The sequence below is a fragment of the Brachybacterium massiliense genome (assembly GCF_900184245.1).
Lineage (GTDB): Bacteria > Actinomycetota > Actinomycetes > Actinomycetales > Dermabacteraceae > Brachybacterium > Brachybacterium massiliense.
Genome location: NZ_FXXB01000003.1, coordinates 228452 through 244360, shown reverse-complemented (window position 1 = coordinate 244360; position 15909 = coordinate 228452). Strand labels below are relative to the sequence as shown.

Below are 15909 nucleotides of genomic sequence, written 5' to 3'. Positions count from 1 at the left end.
GTTCCTTCCTTCGGGTGAAGTTCCGTCACGGCCGGTCGGCGCTGACCGTCCGCCAGACAGTCTAGGCGGTGCGCCCAGGATCGGTGACCGAGGACTCCTCCGCGGGATCCTTCTCGCTGTCCGCGCGCGCCGCGAGGTGGCTGCGGGAGCGGGCCAGCAGCGCACGCAGGGCGCTCTCGGGATCGTCGTCCCGGGACTCGGCGACGACCACCAGGTCCAGCAGCGCACGGGCGTGGTCGCCGCCCCAGTCCGCGGCGTCGGGCGCGGCCGAGACCGCGTCAGCGGCCTCGAGCAGCTCGTCGAGCCGGCCCTCGGACCGGGCCCGGTGCACGACCTTCGCGGCGCTCTGCAGGGCGGGCAGCTGGGCGGGGATCCCGTCGAACCATCCCTTGCGCCGGCCGCCGTGCGCGGCGCGCTCGGCCGCTTTGACCGCGTGCCACTGGGCGATGATCTGGTCGACGTCGTCCGGGTCGTCGAGCGCCTCCTCGCGGGCGGCACCGAAGACGTGGGGGTTGCGCCGCTCCATCTTGGCGACGAAGGCGCGGGCGACGTCGTCCACGTCCCAGGCCGGCTCCTGCTCCTGCCCCACCCGGGCGTGGAAGAGGATCTGGAACAGCAGGTCCCCCAGCTCGTCGGCGAGCGCCCCGGGGCCGTGGGAGTCGGGGTCGTCGATCACCTCGAGCACCTCGTGGGTCTCCTCGAGCAGGTAGCGCGCGAGGGAGGCGTGGGTCTGCTGATGCGTCCAGGCGTCGCCGTCGCTCGCGCGCAGCGCCTCCATCACCTCGACCGCGCGCAGCAGCGCCGCGCCCCGCCTCTGCCCGCCCTCCTCCGGGACGGCGGCGTCGGCGGGTTCGGGGGCGGCGGGCTGCGGCGAGGGGTTCACGAGGGTGAGGCTACTTCGCCGCGGCGCGGGAGGTGATCTGCTCCGCCACGGAGGGCACGAGCGTGCGCAGCACCTCGCGGGCCCACTCGAGCAGCTCGTGGTCCCGCAGTTCGGTGCCGCCGAAGCGGGCGGTCATCGGGCGCGGCACGAGCACCTGGCGGGTGGCCGGCTTGAGCACGGTGCCCGGGTAGAGGCGCTTCATGCGCATCGCCGCGGAGTCCAGCACCTCGAGGTGGGCGAAGCGGATCATCTTGCCCTGGGCCTGGATCTCGTCGACGCCCGCCGCGCGCGCATCGATCCGGAAGCGGGCCACATCCAGCAGCACCTCGACCGAGGCGGGCGGTGCGCCGTAGCGGTCGGTGAGCTCGGCGCGCACCTGCTCGATCTCGGAGACCTCGCGCACGGCGGAGAGCTTGGCGTAGGCCTCCAGGCGCAGGCGCTCGGAGCCGATGTAGTCGTGCGGGATGTGCGCGTCCAGAGGGAGCTCGACGCGGATCTCCTTCTCGGGGGCGGTCGCCTCCCCCTTGAACGCCGCCACGGCCTCCCCGACCATCCGCACGTAGAGGTCGAAGCCCACCCCGGCGATGTGCCCGGACTGCTCGCCGCCCAGCAGGTTGCCCGCTCCGCGGATCTCGAGGTCCTTCATCGCCACCTGCATGCCGGCGCCGAGGTCGGTGTTGGTGGCGAGGGTGGAGAGCCGGTCATGGGCGGTCTCGGTGAGCGGCTTGCCCGCGTTGTACAGGAAGTAGGAGTAGGCGCGCTCGCTCGAGCGGCCCACGCGTCCGCGCAGCTGGTGCAGCTGGGAGAGGCCGAACTTGTCCGCGTTCTCGACGATGAGGGTGTTGGCGTTGGCGATGTCCAGGCCGGTCTCGACGATGGTGGTGCACACCAGCACGTCGAAGTCCCTTTCCCAGAAGTCGACGATCACGCGTTCGAGCTGATGCTCGTTCATCTTGCCGTGGGCGACCTGCACGCGGGCGTCGGGCACCAGCTCGCGCAGATAGTTGGCGACCCGGTCGATGTCCTCGACCCGGTTGTGGATGTAGAAGACCTGCCCCTCGCGCAGCAGCTCGCGCCGGATCGCGGCGGTGACCTGCTTGTCCTCCTGGGCGCCGACGTAGGTCAGCACCGGGTGGCGCTCCTCGGGCGGGGTGGCGAGGATCGAGAGCTCGCGGATGCCGGTGACGGCCATCTCGAGGGTTCTCGGGATGGGAGTGGCGGACATCGAGAGCACGTCCACGTTGGTGCGCAGCGCCTTGAGCGTCTCCTTGTGCTCGACGCCGAAGCGCTGCTCCTCGTCGATGATCAGCAGGCCGAGGTCCTTGAAGCGCACGGTGCCGGTGAGCAGGCGGTGGGTGCCGATGATGACGTCGACGCTGCCGTCGGCCGCGCCCTCGATGGTGGCCTGGGAGTCGGCGGCGCTCTGGAAGCGGGACAGGCCCCTGACCGTGACCGGGAAGCCGGTGTAGCGCTCGGTGAAGGTGTCCAGGTGCTGCTGGGCGAGCAGGGTGGTGGGGGCGAGGACGGCGACCTGCTTGCCGTCCTGGACCGCCTTGAACGCTGCGCGCACCGCGATCTCGGTCTTGCCGTAGCCGACGTCGCCGAGGATCAGGCGGTCCATCGGGACCGGCTTCTCCATGTCGGCCTTGACATCCTCGATGGTGGAGAGCTGGTCCGGGGTCTCGACGAACTCGAAGGAGTCCTCGAGCTCTCGCTGCCAGGGGGTGTCGGGTCCGAAGGCGTGGCCGGGTGCGGACTGGCGGGCCGAGTAGAGGCGCACCAGCTCGTCGGCGATCTCGCGGATCGCCTTGCGAGCCTTGGACTTGGTCTTGGCCCAGTCCGCGCCGCCCATGCGGTTGACGCTCGGCTCCTCGCCGCCGACGTACTTGGTGACCTGGTCGAGCTGGTCGCTGGGCACGTACAGGCGGTCGCCGGGCTGGCCCTTCTTGGAGGGCGCGTACTCGATGACCAGGTACTCGCGGGTGGTGCGCTTGGCCCCGGCCCCGACGGTGCGGCTGGTCATCTCGACGAAGCGGCCCACCCCGTGATGGGCGTGGACGACGTGGTCCCCGGGGCGCAGCTGGAGGGGGTCGACGACGTTGCGGCGGCGGGAGGGCATCTTCCGCTCGGCCCCGCGGCGGGCACCGGACTTGCCGGTGAGGTCCCGCTCGGAGGTCAGGACGAGCTTGAGCTGCTCGTCCACGAGCCCTTCGACGAAGGGGCCGACGGTGACGACGGCCTCGCCCGGGGCGACCGGCGCCTCGAGCTCCCCGCTGTACACGGCGGGCAGCCCCTCGGCACGCAGGTTCTCCGCGGCATGACGGGCACCGCCGGGCCCGGCCATCGTGGAGACCACGGACCATCCCTCGAGGCGTCGGCGCTCGAGATCCTTCGCGGCATCGCCCGGCTTGCCGGAGTAGCCGGGGTGGGTGGTCGAGGAGGTGGTGACGTCCACATCGGTGTCGAGCCCGAAGGCGGCCAGCGTGAACCAGGCGCGGCCGCCCTCGCGGGCGTGGCCCTTCGCCTCGGACAGCGGCACGAAGCTCGCCGCGCCCACGTCGATCGGGAGCCCGCCGCCAGCTGCGGCGCTGGACCAGGCCGCGGCGAGGAACTCGTCGGTGGTGGCGACCAGCTCGTCGGCGCGGGCGCGGACCTTCTCGGGGTCCAGCACCAGGAACCGTGCCCCGGCGGGGAGCACGTCGGCGACCTGCTCCATCCCGTCCACCAGGACGGGGCTGAGGGACTCCATGCCGTCCGCGGCGATGCCGTCGGCGATGCGCAGCAGCAGGTCCCGCACCCCCGGCAGCTCCTCGGCGCGGGCGCGGGCCCGCTCGCGCACCTGCTCGGTGAGCAGGATCTCGCGGCAGGGCGGGGCGTCCAGGCCGCGCGGGGCGGGCTCGAGGGAGCGCTGGTCGGCGACGGAGAAGTAGCGCACGTCGTCGACCTCGTCGCCGAAGAGGTCCACGCGCACCGGATGCGGCTCGGTGGGCGGGAAGACGTCGAGGATGCCGCCGCGCACCGCGAACTCCCCGCGCTTCTCGACCATGTCCACGCGCACGTACGCGGCGTCGACGAGGTCCCGCTCGAGGTCCTCGAGCGGGTAGGTCTCCCCCACCGCGGCGCGCACGGGCCGCAGGTCGCCGAGGCCGGTGGCGATCGGCTGCAGCAGGGAGCGCACGGGCATCAGCAGCACGTGGACCGGGGTCTCGGTCGCGGGGTGGGCGATGCGGCGCAGGGTCGCCAGGCGCCGGGCGACGGTGTCCGCGCGCGGCGAGAGGCGCTCATGGGGCAGCGTCTCCCAGGCCGGCAGCTCGGCCAGATGCTCGGTGCCCACCATCGCGGTGAGCGCGGCGCGGATGTCCTCGGTGGCACGAGTGGTGGCGGTGACCACCACGAGCGGCTGCTCGGCGCTCGCGTGCCGGGCCAGATCCGCGACCAGGAAGGGGAACAGGCCGGTGGCGGCGACGATGCTGCCGCCCTCTCCACTGTCGGTGCCCTCGCGCACGAGGTCGCGGACGGCGCCGAGGTCCTGCCCGGCGGCGAGCTGGTCCAGCAGCGGCCGCAGCGGGGGCACGGTCGTGGGAGCGGGGGCGGCGGTCTGCGCGGTCATCGGGCCTCTCGGGAGTGGAAGCACTGCTGGGCGGCGGTGAGGCCCTCGAGGATGAGCATCTCGACGGCGTCGGCGGCATCGGAGATCAGCAGCTCGAGGGTCTTGCGCTCGGTGCTGGTGAAGGGGGCGAGCACGTGGTCGGCGGTGTCGCGGCCGCCGGAGGGACGGCCGACGCCGACGCGGACGCGAAGGTAGTCCTTCGTGCCGAGCGTCTTGGTGATGTCCCGCAGGCCGTTGTGGCCGCCCTCTCCGCCGCCGAGCTTGAGCCGGACGGCGTCGAAGGGGATGTCGACCTCGTCGTGCACCGCGATCACCCGCTCGGGCGGGATGTCGTAGTAGGCGGCGAGCGCGGCGACCGGCCCGCCGGAGACGTTCATGAAGGTGGTGGTCTTGGCGAGGATGACCCGCTCGTCGGCCCCGGGGAGGCCGAGGCGGCCCTCGAGCACCACGGCCTGGGCCCGGCGGGCCGCGGTGAAGCGGCCGCCTCCGGCCTGGGCGATGTGGTCCATCACCATCTGGCCGATGTTGTGGCGCGTCGCCGCGTACTTCGGGCCGGGGTTGCCCAGGCCCACCACCAGGTACGGGCCCGGTCGGCGATCGCTCACGGTCATCGGCTGCTCCTCGCTGCTGCCTGGGCACCGGCCTGCGCGGGCCGGGGCGGACGGGTGGGTGTCTGCGCTGGCGCCGGTCCCGCCCGGCGACGGGCGAGGACCGCGGACGACGGTGCGCACGACCCCGGATACCGTACCGGGGCGCCGCGCACAGCGCGACGCCCCGGCGGGAAAGGTGTGAGCAAAGGAGCGGGGCACGGGCCGTGGGCCCTTCCGGATCCGCTCCGGAGGGTCACTCCTCCTCGGCGGGCTCCTCCGAGGACTCCTCGGCGGCCTCCTCCTCGGCACCCTCCTCGGTCTCCTCGTCCTCCTCCTCGACGCGCGGCAGCGCGACGGAGGCCACGAGGATCTCGGCGTCGTTCACGAGCTCGCTGCCCTGGGGCAGGGTGACGTCGCCGGCGAAGACCTGGAAGCCGTCCTCGGCACCCTCGACGTCGACCTCGACCTGCTCGGGGACGTGCAGGGCGTCGACCAGGAGGGTGAGGGTCTGCAGGTCCACGAAGGCCGCGGCCGGGGAGACGGGCTCACCGGTGAGGACCACGGGGATCTCGACCTCGACCTTCTCGCCCTTGCGGACGATGATCAGGTCGAGGTGGTTCAGGGAGCGCTTGAGCGGGTGGCGCTGGATCTCCTTGATCAGCGCGAGGTGGGTCTCGCCGTCGGGCAGGACCAGCTCGAGCAGAGCGTTGGGGTTACGGGCGGCCAGGGCGGTGTCGTGCCCGGGCAGCGAGAGGTGGATGGGGTCCTGGCCGTGCCCGTACAGGACGGCGGGGATACGGCTCTCGGCGCGCAGACGGCGGGACGCGCCCTTGCCGAAGTCCTCGCGCAGTTCGACGTTCAGCTTCTCAGCCATGGGATGTGCTCCTCGTGGAGGGGTGGCTCGACGATGAGCGACGCCACGGGGCACGCGGGAGTCCGGGACTCCAGCTTCTCCGCACCGCGTCGATCACGGAGGGGCGTGCGCCCACTCCCTCGCCGAAGTGACCAGGTGACCTTAGCACGCGGCGCGCTCTGCACCGGCGCGGACGTGAGCGGCGCCGCACCGGCCCCCGCTCGGCGGCTCGAGGGCCCCCGCCCGGCGGGTCGGGCGGCGCGGGAGGCGGCACCCCCGCTCTCGGCGCACTTTCCGACGGGACCTACGTCCCTGCAGGTCAGAGCCAGAAATCAGTGACCTAGGTCCCCGGATCGGCGGGCTGTTCCTGCCTACTCTGTTCTTGTCACATTCACACGACCCCTTCCCGGGATCGTCCACCGAAAGGCATCCCCGTGACCACCACGACCGCCACCACCGCCACCGTCCCCGCCGCGGCAGGCACCGCCGTCGGCGCCGAGAAGAAGGGCTGGGGCTTCACCGTTCTGGGCATCACCCGCCTGATGGTCGGGTTCACCTTCCTGTGGGCGTTCCTGGACAAGACCTTCGGGCTCGGCTTCTCGACCCCCACCGAGAACTCCTGGCTCAACGGCGGCTCGCCCACCAGCGGCTTCCTGGGCGGCTCGATCGAGGGCGGCAACCCCTTCGCGGGGATGTGGGAGTTCTTCCTCTCGATCAACCCGCTCACCGACGTGCTGTTCATGCTGGGTCTGCTGGGCGTCGGCGTGGCGTTGATGCTCGGCATCGGCACCCGCGTGGCCGCGGTCTCCGCAGCGGCGATGTACACCCTGATGTACCTGGCCGCCTTCCCGATCGCGACCAACCCGCTGTATGACACCCATCTGCTGATGGCAGTGGCCGTGATCGCCATGGCAGGCCTGGCCGCCGGCGACCACGTGGGCCTGGGCGCCCACTGGCACCGCCTGGTCAAGGGCAACAGGTTCCTGATCTGATCCCCGCCGTACGGCACGAGGCCCCGCTTCCCTGGTACGGGAGGCGGGGCCTCGTGCTGTGCGGGCGCGCGGAGCACCGCAGTGCTCGCTCGGCGCGGAGCGGCCGGTTCAGACCTCGCCGTCGAAGAGGCTGGTGACCGAGCCGTCATCGAAGACGGCGCGGATCGCCCGCGCCAGCAGCGGCGCGATCGAGAGCTGGGTGAGCCGGTCGAACTGCTTCTCGGGCGGGACGGGCAGGGTGTTGGTGCACACCACCTCGCGCACGGCGCTGTTCTTCAGGCGCTCGGTGGCCGGGTCCGAGAGGATCGGGTGGGTGGTGGCGATGATCACCGAGTCGGCGCCGTTGTCCACCAGGGCGTCCGCCGCCTGCACGATGGTGCCGGCGGTGTCGATCATGTCGTCGACCAGGATGCAGGTCTTGCCCTCGACGTCACCGATCACGCGCTTGGCCACGGCCTGGTTGGGGCGCGTGATGTCGCGGGTCTTGTGGATGAAGGCGAGGTTGACGCCGCCCAGGCGCTTGGCCCACTGCTCCGCCACGCGGATGCGGCCGGCATCCGGGGACACCACGGCGATGTCCTCCTGGCCGTACTTCTCCTGGATGTAGTCCGCCAGGATCGGCAGCGCCATCAGATGGTCCACGGGGCGGTTGAAGTAGCCCTGGACCTGCGGGGCGTGGAGATCCACCGAGATCATGCGGTCCGCGCCCGCGGTCTCGTAGAGATCGGCGACCAGGCGGGCGGAGATCGGCTCGCGGCCGCGGTGCTTCTTGTCCTGGCGCGCGTAGGGGAAGCTCGGTGCGATCGCGGTGATCCGCTTGGCCGAGGCGCGCTTGAGCGCATCGATCATGATCAGGTGCTCCATCACCCACGTGTTGATCGGGGCGGGATGGGACTGGAGGACGAAGACGTCCGTGCCGCGCACGGACTCGCCGTAGCGCACGTAGATCTCGCCGTTGGCGAAGTCCCAGGCATCCATCGGCAGGACGTCGACGCCGAGCTCGGCAGCGACCTCCTGCGCAAGGACGGGGTGTGACCGGCCCGATGCGAGGACCAGTCGCTTCTCCCCGGTGGTGACGATTCCGCTCATCGCTGCTCGTGCTCCTTGTGCTCTTCGGCGGCAGTTCCTGCAGGCGTCCTGGCAACGGACCCTTCCTCGGCGCCGAGTGCGGCACGTGCCGCGTCCTCGGCCGCGGTCCCCGCACGGCGTCGCATGGTCCATCCTTCCACGTTCCGCTGCGAGACAGCGCTGACTCCCAGCGCTCCCGGCGGGACGTCCTTGCGGACGGTGGTGCCGGCGCCCGTCGCGGCGCCGTCACCGATGGTGACGGGGGCCACGAGGACGTTGTCCGAGCCGACCCGCACATGCCTGCCCACCGTGGTGCGGTGCTTGTTCACGCCGTCGTAGTTGGCGAAGATCGTGCCGGCGCCGATGTTGCTGCCCTCGCCGATCTCGGCATCGCCCACGTAGCTGAGATGGGGCACCTTCGCGCCGTCGGCGATCACGGCGTTCTTGGTCTCGACGAAACCGCCGATCTTGCCCCCGGCCCCCAGGTCCGTGCCGGCGCGCAGGTAGGAGAAGGGGCCGACGTTCGCGTCCGCGCCGATCACCGCGAGCAGCGCGTGGGAGCGGACCACCTCGGCGCCCGCACCCACCTCGGTGTCGCGCAACGTGGTGTCGGGGCCGATCACGGCCTCGGTGCCGATGTCGGTGGCGCCGTGGAGCTGGACGCCCGGCAGGATCACGGCATCCTGCGCGATGGTGACATCCGCGTCGATCCAGGTGGTGGAGGGGTCCACGATCGTGACGCCGGAGCGCATGTGACGCTCGAGGATGCGGCGGTTCATCTCGGCGCCGAGCTGGGCGAGCTGGACGCGGTCGTTGACGCCCTCGACCATCATCACGTCCTCGGTGACCACGGCGCGCACCGAGCGGCCGTCCTGGCGCGCGATCGAGAGCACGTCGGTGAGGTACATCTCGCCCTGGGCGTTGTCGGTGCCGATGCGGCCCAGCGCCTCGCGCAGCACCGCCAGGTCGAAGGCGTAGATGCCGGAGTTGATCTCGTCGATCGCGCGCTGGGAGTCGTCGGCGTCCTTGTGCTCGACGATGCCGAGCACCTCGGAGCCGTCCTCGGAGCGCAGGATCCGGCCGTAGCCGGTGGGATCGGGCACGCGCGCGCTGAGCACGGTGGCCGCGGCCCCGGCGCCCTCGTGCGCGGCGACCAGGTCGCGCAGGGTGGCGGGGTCCAGCAACGGGACGTCGCCGTAGGTGACCAGCACGGTGCCCTCGGCGGCGGTGACCTGCTCGAGCCCGCACTGCACGGCGCGGCCGGTGCCGGGGATCTCGTCCTGATCGGCGACGGACACCTCGGGGGCGTGCTCGCCCAGGTGCGCGGCGACGCGGTCGCGCTCGTGGCGCAGCACCACCACCAGCTCGCCGGGGCCGGTGCCGTCGGCGGCGTTGACGGCGTGCACGAGGAGGGATCTGCCCCCGATCTCGTGGAGCACCTTCGGGGTGCGGGACTTCATTCGTGTCCCGGCACCTGCGGCCAGGACGATCACGGCGGCGGGGGCGGTGTTCTCAGCGTTTCCCACGTCTGCGGCTCCTCGGGATCGACGGGTGGGCTGTGCCGCACCGCCGCGGGGGCGGTGAGCGTTCCGCCATCAGGACTCGAACCTGAAACTTCAGAACCAAAATCTGAGGTGTTGCCGATTACACCATGGCGGATCGCGCCGGTCGCAGGGACCCTCCGCACCGGCATTCGGAGGTGCCGTGCACGTCGGGTCGCCGCGGGCGCGGCCCGATCCTATCGTCAGCGCGGGCCCGCTCGGACCGGATCCGCGCCGGTGGGACGCACCCCGCACGCCCGGGCGGCGGCCGTCCGGAGGCGCCACCCTCCATGGGGCGGTGTGGGAGACTCCGAGCCATGGTGGAGAACGGGGGGTCGCGCGGCCGGTCGACCCGCATGACGGGCAAGGAGCGGCGCGAGCAGCTGGTGACGGTGGGGCGGCGCCTGTTCGCCGAGAAGGGCTTCGACATGACGACCGTCGAGGAGATCGCCGCGCGCGCGAAGGTCTCCAAGCCGATCGTGTACGAGCACTTCGGCGGTAAGGAGGGGCTGTACGCGGTGGTGGTGGACCGGGAGGTCTCGACCCTGCTCGGGGAGCTCGAGAACTCGCTGCAGGACCAGCGGGCGCATCCGAGGGTGCTGATGGAGCAGGCGGCGCTGTCCTTCCTGTCCTACATCGACGAGAACGAGGACGGCTTCCGGATCCTGGTGCGCGACTCGCCCGTCAGCCACGGCGTGGGCACCTTCTCCTCGCTGCTGACCGATGTGGCTCGACGCGTCGAGGAGATCCTCGCCGCCCAGCTCTCGATGCACTCCTATCCCGCGCGCGACGCGGCGCTGTATGCGCAGATGCTGGTGGGGATGGTCGCCTACACCGGCCAGTGGTGGCTCGAGACGCGCAAGCCCTCGAAGGAGATCGTCGCCGCGCGCATGATCAACCTCTCCTGGTACGGGCTCAGCGCCCTGCAGAAGAAGCCCACCCTGCGCCAGGACACCCGGCGCTGACGGGGACCTAGACTCTGCGCATGCCCCTTTCGCCTGAGGACGCCGCTCCGCGCCACGACGAGGTCGATCGGATCATCGACGGCTGGCGCAGGGCGCGCACCGATCTGGACGTCGCGCCGCTGGCGGTGTTCTCGCGCATCTCCCGCCTCTCGCGGTACCTCGAGGTGGCGCGGCGCAGCGCCTTCGCCGACGCCGGGCTCGAGGGCTGGGAGTTCGACATGCTCTCGGCGCTGCGACGCAGCGGCGAGGACGCCCTCTCCCCCGGCGCCCTGATGCACGAGACGCTGGTGACCAGCGGCACGATGACCACCCGCATCGACAAGCTGGTAGCCCGCGGGCTGGTGAGCAAGAACCGCAGCCCCCATGACGGCCGCGCCGTGGAGGTGCGGCTGCGGGCCGACGGGGTGGCGCGGGTGGATGCGGCGATGGAGCGGCTGCTGGAGGCGGAGCAGGAGCTGCTCGAGCCGCTCGCCCCCGACGGGCGCGCCGAGCTCGCCGACACCCTCCGCTCGCTCCTGCTGACCTTCGAGACGGACGCCCCGCACGGGGCGTGAGCAGGCTCCGAGGCGGGCACCGGCCCGCTCCGGCCCGCCTCCTGGCCTCCCGTTCCGTCCGATCCCGACATTCCGCCGGCGGCGGCGTGCGCCCCCCGCTCGCCGCTCCGCCCACCCCGCTCTCCTGAGGAACTCATCGCATGGCTCATCTGCTCGGCACCCAGTCCCTGCACGTCGCACTGCCCGACCGCGTGCTCCTGGACGACATCACCGTCGGGATCGACGAGGGCGACCGCATCGGGGTGGTGGGCCGCAACGGCGACGGCAAGTCCACGCTGCTGCGCCTGCTGGCCCGCACCCGCGAGCCGGACTCCGGGCGGGTCACGGTGCGCGGCGGGGTCCGCGTGGGGGTGCTGAGCCAGCAGGACGAGGCGACCGCCGGCACCACCGTCGCCCAGCGGGTCCTCGGCGACCGGCCCGAGTTCGAGTGGGCCTCGGACCCTCGGATCCGCGACGTGCTCGCGGGGCTGCTGGGCGGCATCGACCTCGAGGCGCCGCTGGACGGGCTCTCCGGCGGCCAGCTGCGCCGCGTCCACCTCGCGGAGCTGCTGGTGGGCGACTGGGACGTGCTGCTGCTGGACGAGCCCACGAACCATCTGGATGTCGAGGGCATCGCCTGGCTCGCCGAGCACCTGCGGCGCCGCTGGAGCCCGAAGGACGGCGGGCTCGTGGTCATCACCCACGACCGCTGGTTCCTCGACGCGGTCTGCACCCGGATGTGGGAGGTCCATGACGGGATCGTCGAGCCGTTCGAGGGCGGCTACGCGGCCTATGTGCTGCAGCGCGTCGAGCGGGACCGGCAGGCGGCGGCGATCGAGTCCAAGCGCCAGAACCTGATGCGCAAGGAGCTGGCCTGGCTGCGCCGCGGCGCGCCCGCCCGCACCTCGAAGCCGAAGTTCCGCATCGACGCCGCCAACGAGCTGATCGCAGGCGAGCCGCCGGTGCGGGACACGGTCGAGCTCACGCAGCTGGCCACCTCGCGGCTGGGCCGGGACGTGCTCGACCTGCTCGAGGTCGATGCGGGCTACGGCGAGCGCACCGTGCTGCGGGACGTGACCCTCCACATCGGCCCGGCGGACCGCATCGGCGTGCTCGGCCCCAACGGCGCGGGCAAGTCGACGCTGCTGGCCCTGATCACCGGGAAGCTCGCGCCCCAGGCCGGGCGGGTCGAGCGCGGCAAGACCGTGACGGTGAGGGAGGTGTCCCAGCGCCTCGAAGGGCTCGAGGAGCATCTGGACTCCCGCATCAGCGATGTCGTTGCGCGCTACCGCACCACCTTCAGCGCAGGGCGGGACGAGGTCACTCCGGGGCAGCTGCTCGAGCGCCTGGGCTTCACCACCGTGCATCAGAAGGTGCGTGTGGGCGCGCTCTCAGGCGGCCAGCAGCGACGGCTGAACCTGCTGTTCACGCTGCTCGAGGAGCCCAACGTGCTGGTGCTCGACGAGCCCACCAACGACATGGACACCGACATGCTCGCCGCGATGGAGGACCTGCTGGACACCTGGCCCGGTCCGCTGATCGTGGTCTCCCATGACCGGTACCTGCTCGAGCGGGTCACCGACACCCAGTACGCGGTGCTCGACGGGCAGGTGCGACATGTGCCGGGCGGGATCGAGCAGTACCTCGCGCTGCGTGCCGAGAGCGAGGAGCGGGCCGCCGCCGAGGCCTCCGCCGGCGATCAGCCGGCGCGGCCTGCGCCGTCGGGCGGCGGGAACGATGCGGCCTCGGCGCTCTCGGGAGCGGAGGCGCATGCCGCGCAGAAGGAGCTCGGTGCCGCCGAGCGCCGGATGCAGAAGCTCGAGAAGCAGACCTCTGCGCTGCACGCCGAGCTGGCCGCCCACGACCAGACGGACTTCGTGGGGCTGCAGGAGATCACCGAGCGTCTGCGCGCGGTGGAGGCGGAGGTCGAGCAGCTCGAGGAGCGGTGGCTGGAGCTGTCCGAGCTGCTGGGCTGAGCGCTCAGCTCTCCTCGAGCACGCTCGCCCCGGGCGCGGAGCCCCGCGCCACCAGGCAGGTCTGCGCGAGGGAGTCCCGCATCAGCCCGGCGGCGATCTCGCGGGCCTGGGCCTCGTCCTGGACCAGCACCGCGATCGTCGGCCCGGAGCCGCTGACCAGAGCGGCCGGGGCGCCGAGCCGCTCCGCCGCCTCGACCACCGGTTCGAGCCCGGGGTGAAGCGCGAACGCGGCGATCTGCAGGTCGTTGTGCAGGGTCTCGGCGAGCAGCTCGATGTTTCCGCCGCTGAGCGCCTGCAGCTGCCGTTCGTCGAGCTCGGGACGCTCGGCGAGAGGGCGTCCGGAGGCGAGGGAGATCTCGTCGAAACGCCGGAACACCGCCGGGGTGGACAGGTGTCCGCCGGGCACGGCGAGCAGCCAGGTCCATTCGCCGTGGGTGAGCACGGTGGTGAGATCCGCGCCGTTGCCGCGGCCGAGGGCGGTGTGGCCCAGCATCGCGAAGGGCACGTCCGCGCCCAGGCGCGCACCGAGGGCGCGCAGCCGCTCGGGCCCCAGGCCCGTGCCCCACAACCGGTCCAGCGCCACGAGCGTCGCCGCGGCATCGGCGGAGCCGCCGCCCATCCCGCCCGCGATCGGCACCTGCTTGTGCACGTGCAGCGCGGCGCCGAGGTCCAGAGCGCATTCGCTGCGCAGCAGCTCGGCGGCGCGCAGGGCGAGGTTGTTGCCGTCCAGCGGAAGCTCTCCAGGCACATCGCTGGTCAGCTCGAGGCTGAGCTGATCGGCGCGCGTGGCGGTGACCGTCTCGTAGAGGTCGACCGCCTGGAAGACGGTCGCCAGCGAGTGGTAGCCGCGGGCGTCCACCGCGCCGACCCTCAGCGAGAGGTTGATCTTGCCCGGGGCGCGCACCACCACCCGGTCCGGTGCCGGGGTCATGCCTGGACCGCCTTCTCGGCGCGGGCGATGGCCCGGAACTGCTCGATCTGCAGCGTCTCCCCACGGGCGCCGGGATCGATGCCGGCCGCGCGCAGGATCGCCTCGGAGCGGGCCGCAGAGCCGGCCCAGCCGGACAGGGCGGCGCGCAGCGTCTTGCGGCGCTGGGCGAAGGCCGCATCGATCACCGCGAAGACCCTCTCCCGCTCCTCGGCGGTGCCCAGCGGCTGCTCGTGGCGCACCAGCTCCACCAGGGCGGAGTCCACGTTCGGTACCGGCCAGAAGATCTGCCGCGAGATCCGCCCGGCGTGGACGGCCCGGCCGTACCAGGCGGCCTTGACGCTCGGGCCGCCGTAGGTGCGCGAGCCGGGTCCGGCGGTGAGCCTGTCCACCACCTCGGACTGCACCATCACCAGGGCGCTGCGCAGCGAGGGGAAGCGCTCGAGCATGGTCAGCAGGATGGGGGTGGCGACGTTGTAGGGCAGGTTCGCGACCAGGGCGGTGGGCTCTCCGGCGCGCGGGAGCTGCGGCAGCTCGGTGACCTGCAGCGCATCGGCGTGCACGAGGGCGAAACGCTCGTCCTCGATGCCGCGGGCGCGCAGGGTCAGCGGGAGCAGCTCGGCCAGGCCCCGGTCCAGCTCGATCGCGACCACATCGGCCTGGGCCTCGAGCAGTCCGAGGGTCAGCGAGCCCAGCCCGGGGCCGACCTCGAGCACCGCCTGTCCCGGGGCGACGTGGGCACGTCCCACGATGGTGCGCACCGTCTTGGGGTCCATCACGAAGTTCTGGCCGCGCTGCTTCGAGGGCCGGATGCCGGCCGCCTCGGCGAGCTCGCGGATGTCCCGGGCGCTGAGCAGCAGTCCCGGCTGCGCTGCCGGATCCCCGGGCGTGGGCTCGCTCATGCGGCCACCGCCTCGGGCCAGCGGTACACGTCCTTGGTGGTGGCCCGGATCGTGCGGCAGGCCGTCTCGAGGTCGGTGCCGGTGACCTCCGCGATGGTCGCCATGGTGTGCGGGATCAGGTACGAGGAGTTCGGCCGTCCCCGGTAGGGCACCGGGGTGAGGAAGGGGGCGTCGGTCTCGACCAGCACCTGGCCGAGCCCCGCCTCGGCCAGAGCGCCGCGCAGATCCTCGGCGTTCTTGAAGGTGACGGTCCCGGCGAAGGAGAGGTACCAGCCGCGGTCCACGCAGGTGCGCGCGAACTCGGCATCGCCGGAGAAGCAGTGGAAGACGGTGCGCTCAGGGGCGCCGTCCGCCTCGAGCACCTCGAGCACGTCACGGTGCGCGTCGCGGTCGTGGATCTGCAGCGGCAGGTCCAGCTCCTTGGCCAGCGCGATGTGGGCGCGGAAGGAGTCGATCTGGGCGGTGCGGGCCTGCTCGTCGCCGCGCTGGGTGCGGAACCAGTCCAGCCCCGTCTCCCCCACCACCACCATGCCGGGGCCGCGCAGCAGCTCGGAGACCTCCGCGATCGCCGCATCGAGGCCCACCAGCTCCCGGCCCTCGTGGTCGTGACCGCGGGCGTGCAGGGCGGCTTCGTTGGGGTGCACGGCGACCCCGCCGCGCAGAGAGGCGGGGCAGTCCTCGGAGGCGAGCAGCGCCGCGGTCCAGCGCACGGCCTCGAGATCCGAGCCGATGGTGATCTGCGCGTCGACGCCGGCGGCCGCCGCGCGCGCCACGTGGTCGTGCACGCTGAGCTGCTCGTCGCCGTCGGCGAAGTCGAGATGGCAGTGGTTGTCGATCACCGGGAAGGGCAGCGCCTCGGGCGCGGGCGGCCAGGAGCGGTCGCGCTTCTTCCCGCGCGGATCGATGTCCTCGCGGTCGCGCACCGGCGGCGGCGCGACGGCGCCGGAGGGGTTCTGGGGCGATGACGACATGCGACCATGGTAGGAGGGCCGGCGGGGCCCGCCGGACCACGCCATGCTTCCGGGGCATGAGCGTGACCTGACCGTGCTGCGACGGGGCCCCCGGGCG

The 15909-nt window shown here is 72.4% G+C and carries 13 protein-coding genes and 1 tRNA gene; 4 read left to right on the top strand and 10 right to left on the bottom strand.

From position 1 onward, the window contains the following. Positions 1–61: 61 nt before the first annotated feature. The 4 genes from BN4251_RS01450 to BN4251_RS01435 form a co-directional block, all read right to left on the bottom strand. Positions 62–883 carry a MazG nucleotide pyrophosphohydrolase domain-containing protein gene (locus BN4251_RS01450; protein ID WP_245810144.1) on the bottom strand — a complete coding sequence of 274 codons (822 nt, stop codon included), beginning with the start codon at positions 881–883 and terminating at the stop codon, positions 62–64. A gap of 10 nt (positions 884–893) precedes the next feature. Next, entirely contained in the window at positions 894–4493 is a 3600-nt protein-coding gene (mfd, locus tag BN4251_RS01445) for a transcription-repair coupling factor (protein WP_087483395.1), read from the bottom strand. Further along, positions 4490–5104, bottom strand: a complete 615-nt coding sequence (gene pth, locus BN4251_RS01440) for an aminoacyl-tRNA hydrolase (protein WP_087483394.1) — start codon at positions 5102–5104, stop codon at positions 4490–4492. The genes mfd and pth overlap by 4 nt, the downstream gene beginning before the upstream one ends. Positions 5105–5336: 232 nt before the next feature. Next, a complete protein-coding gene (locus BN4251_RS01435; RefSeq protein WP_087483393.1) occupies positions 5337–5957 on the bottom strand; it encodes a 50S ribosomal protein L25/general stress protein Ctc in 621 nt (206 codons plus the stop codon). Between the two features lie 413 nt (positions 5958–6370). Between BN4251_RS01435 and BN4251_RS01430 the strand changes: the two genes are divergently transcribed. Then, complete coding sequence (locus BN4251_RS01430; protein WP_087483392.1) at positions 6371–6928, top strand: hypothetical protein; 558 nt, start codon at positions 6371–6373, stop codon at positions 6926–6928. A 108-nt stretch (positions 6929–7036) separates the two neighbouring features. Here BN4251_RS01430 and BN4251_RS01425 read toward each other — a convergent pair whose 3' ends face one another. The 3 genes from BN4251_RS01425 to BN4251_RS01415 form a co-directional block, all read right to left on the bottom strand. Then, positions 7037–8017 carry a ribose-phosphate diphosphokinase gene (locus tag BN4251_RS01425; protein WP_087483391.1) on the bottom strand — a complete coding sequence of 327 codons (981 nt, stop codon included), beginning with the start codon at positions 8015–8017 and terminating at the stop codon, positions 7037–7039. Further along, on the bottom strand, positions 8014–9522 hold the full coding sequence (gene glmU / locus BN4251_RS01420) for a bifunctional UDP-N-acetylglucosamine diphosphorylase/glucosamine-1-phosphate N-acetyltransferase GlmU (RefSeq protein WP_087483390.1): 1509 nt from the start codon (positions 9520–9522) through the stop codon (positions 8014–8016). Before glmU ends, BN4251_RS01425 begins: the two co-directional genes overlap by 4 nt. Positions 9523–9583: 61 nt before the next feature. Beyond that, a tRNA-Gln gene (locus tag BN4251_RS01415) sits at positions 9584–9655 on the bottom strand. Between the two features lie 199 nt (positions 9656–9854). Here BN4251_RS01415 and BN4251_RS01410 point away from each other — a divergent pair. From BN4251_RS01410 to BN4251_RS01400, 3 genes are all read left to right on the top strand, one after another. Next, complete coding sequence (locus BN4251_RS01410; protein WP_087483389.1) at positions 9855–10502, top strand: TetR/AcrR family transcriptional regulator; 648 nt, start codon at positions 9855–9857, stop codon at positions 10500–10502. A gap of 20 nt (positions 10503–10522) precedes the next feature. Then, complete coding sequence (locus tag BN4251_RS01405) at positions 10523–11056, top strand: MarR family winged helix-turn-helix transcriptional regulator (RefSeq protein WP_087483388.1); 534 nt, start codon at positions 10523–10525, stop codon at positions 11054–11056. A 140-nt stretch (positions 11057–11196) separates the two neighbouring features. Beyond that, positions 11197–13011 (top strand): ABC-F family ATP-binding cassette domain-containing protein, encoded by a 1815-nt coding sequence (locus tag BN4251_RS01400; RefSeq protein ID WP_087483387.1) that lies wholly within the window; start codon positions 11197–11199, stop codon positions 13009–13011. A 4-nt stretch (positions 13012–13015) separates the two neighbouring features. Here BN4251_RS01400 and BN4251_RS01395 read toward each other — a convergent pair whose 3' ends face one another. Genes BN4251_RS01395 through BN4251_RS01385 form a run of 3 tightly spaced genes read right to left on the bottom strand, consistent with a single transcriptional unit; the run spans position 13016 to position 15812 of the window. After that, entirely contained in the window at positions 13016–13942 is a 927-nt protein-coding gene (locus BN4251_RS01395; RefSeq protein ID WP_087483386.1) for a 4-(cytidine 5'-diphospho)-2-C-methyl-D-erythritol kinase, read from the bottom strand. Next, on the bottom strand, positions 13939–14841 hold the full coding sequence (gene rsmA / locus BN4251_RS01390) for a 16S rRNA (adenine(1518)-N(6)/adenine(1519)-N(6))-dimethyltransferase RsmA (protein ID WP_087483385.1): 903 nt from the start codon (positions 14839–14841) through the stop codon (positions 13939–13941). Before rsmA ends, BN4251_RS01395 begins: the two co-directional genes overlap by 4 nt. Further along, positions 14838–15812: a TatD family hydrolase gene (locus BN4251_RS01385; protein WP_170931770.1), complete on the bottom strand. Its 975-nt coding sequence runs from the start codon at positions 15810–15812 to the stop codon at positions 14838–14840. The genes rsmA and BN4251_RS01385 overlap by 4 nt, the downstream gene beginning before the upstream one ends. Between the last annotated feature and the right edge of the window lie 97 nt (positions 15813–15909).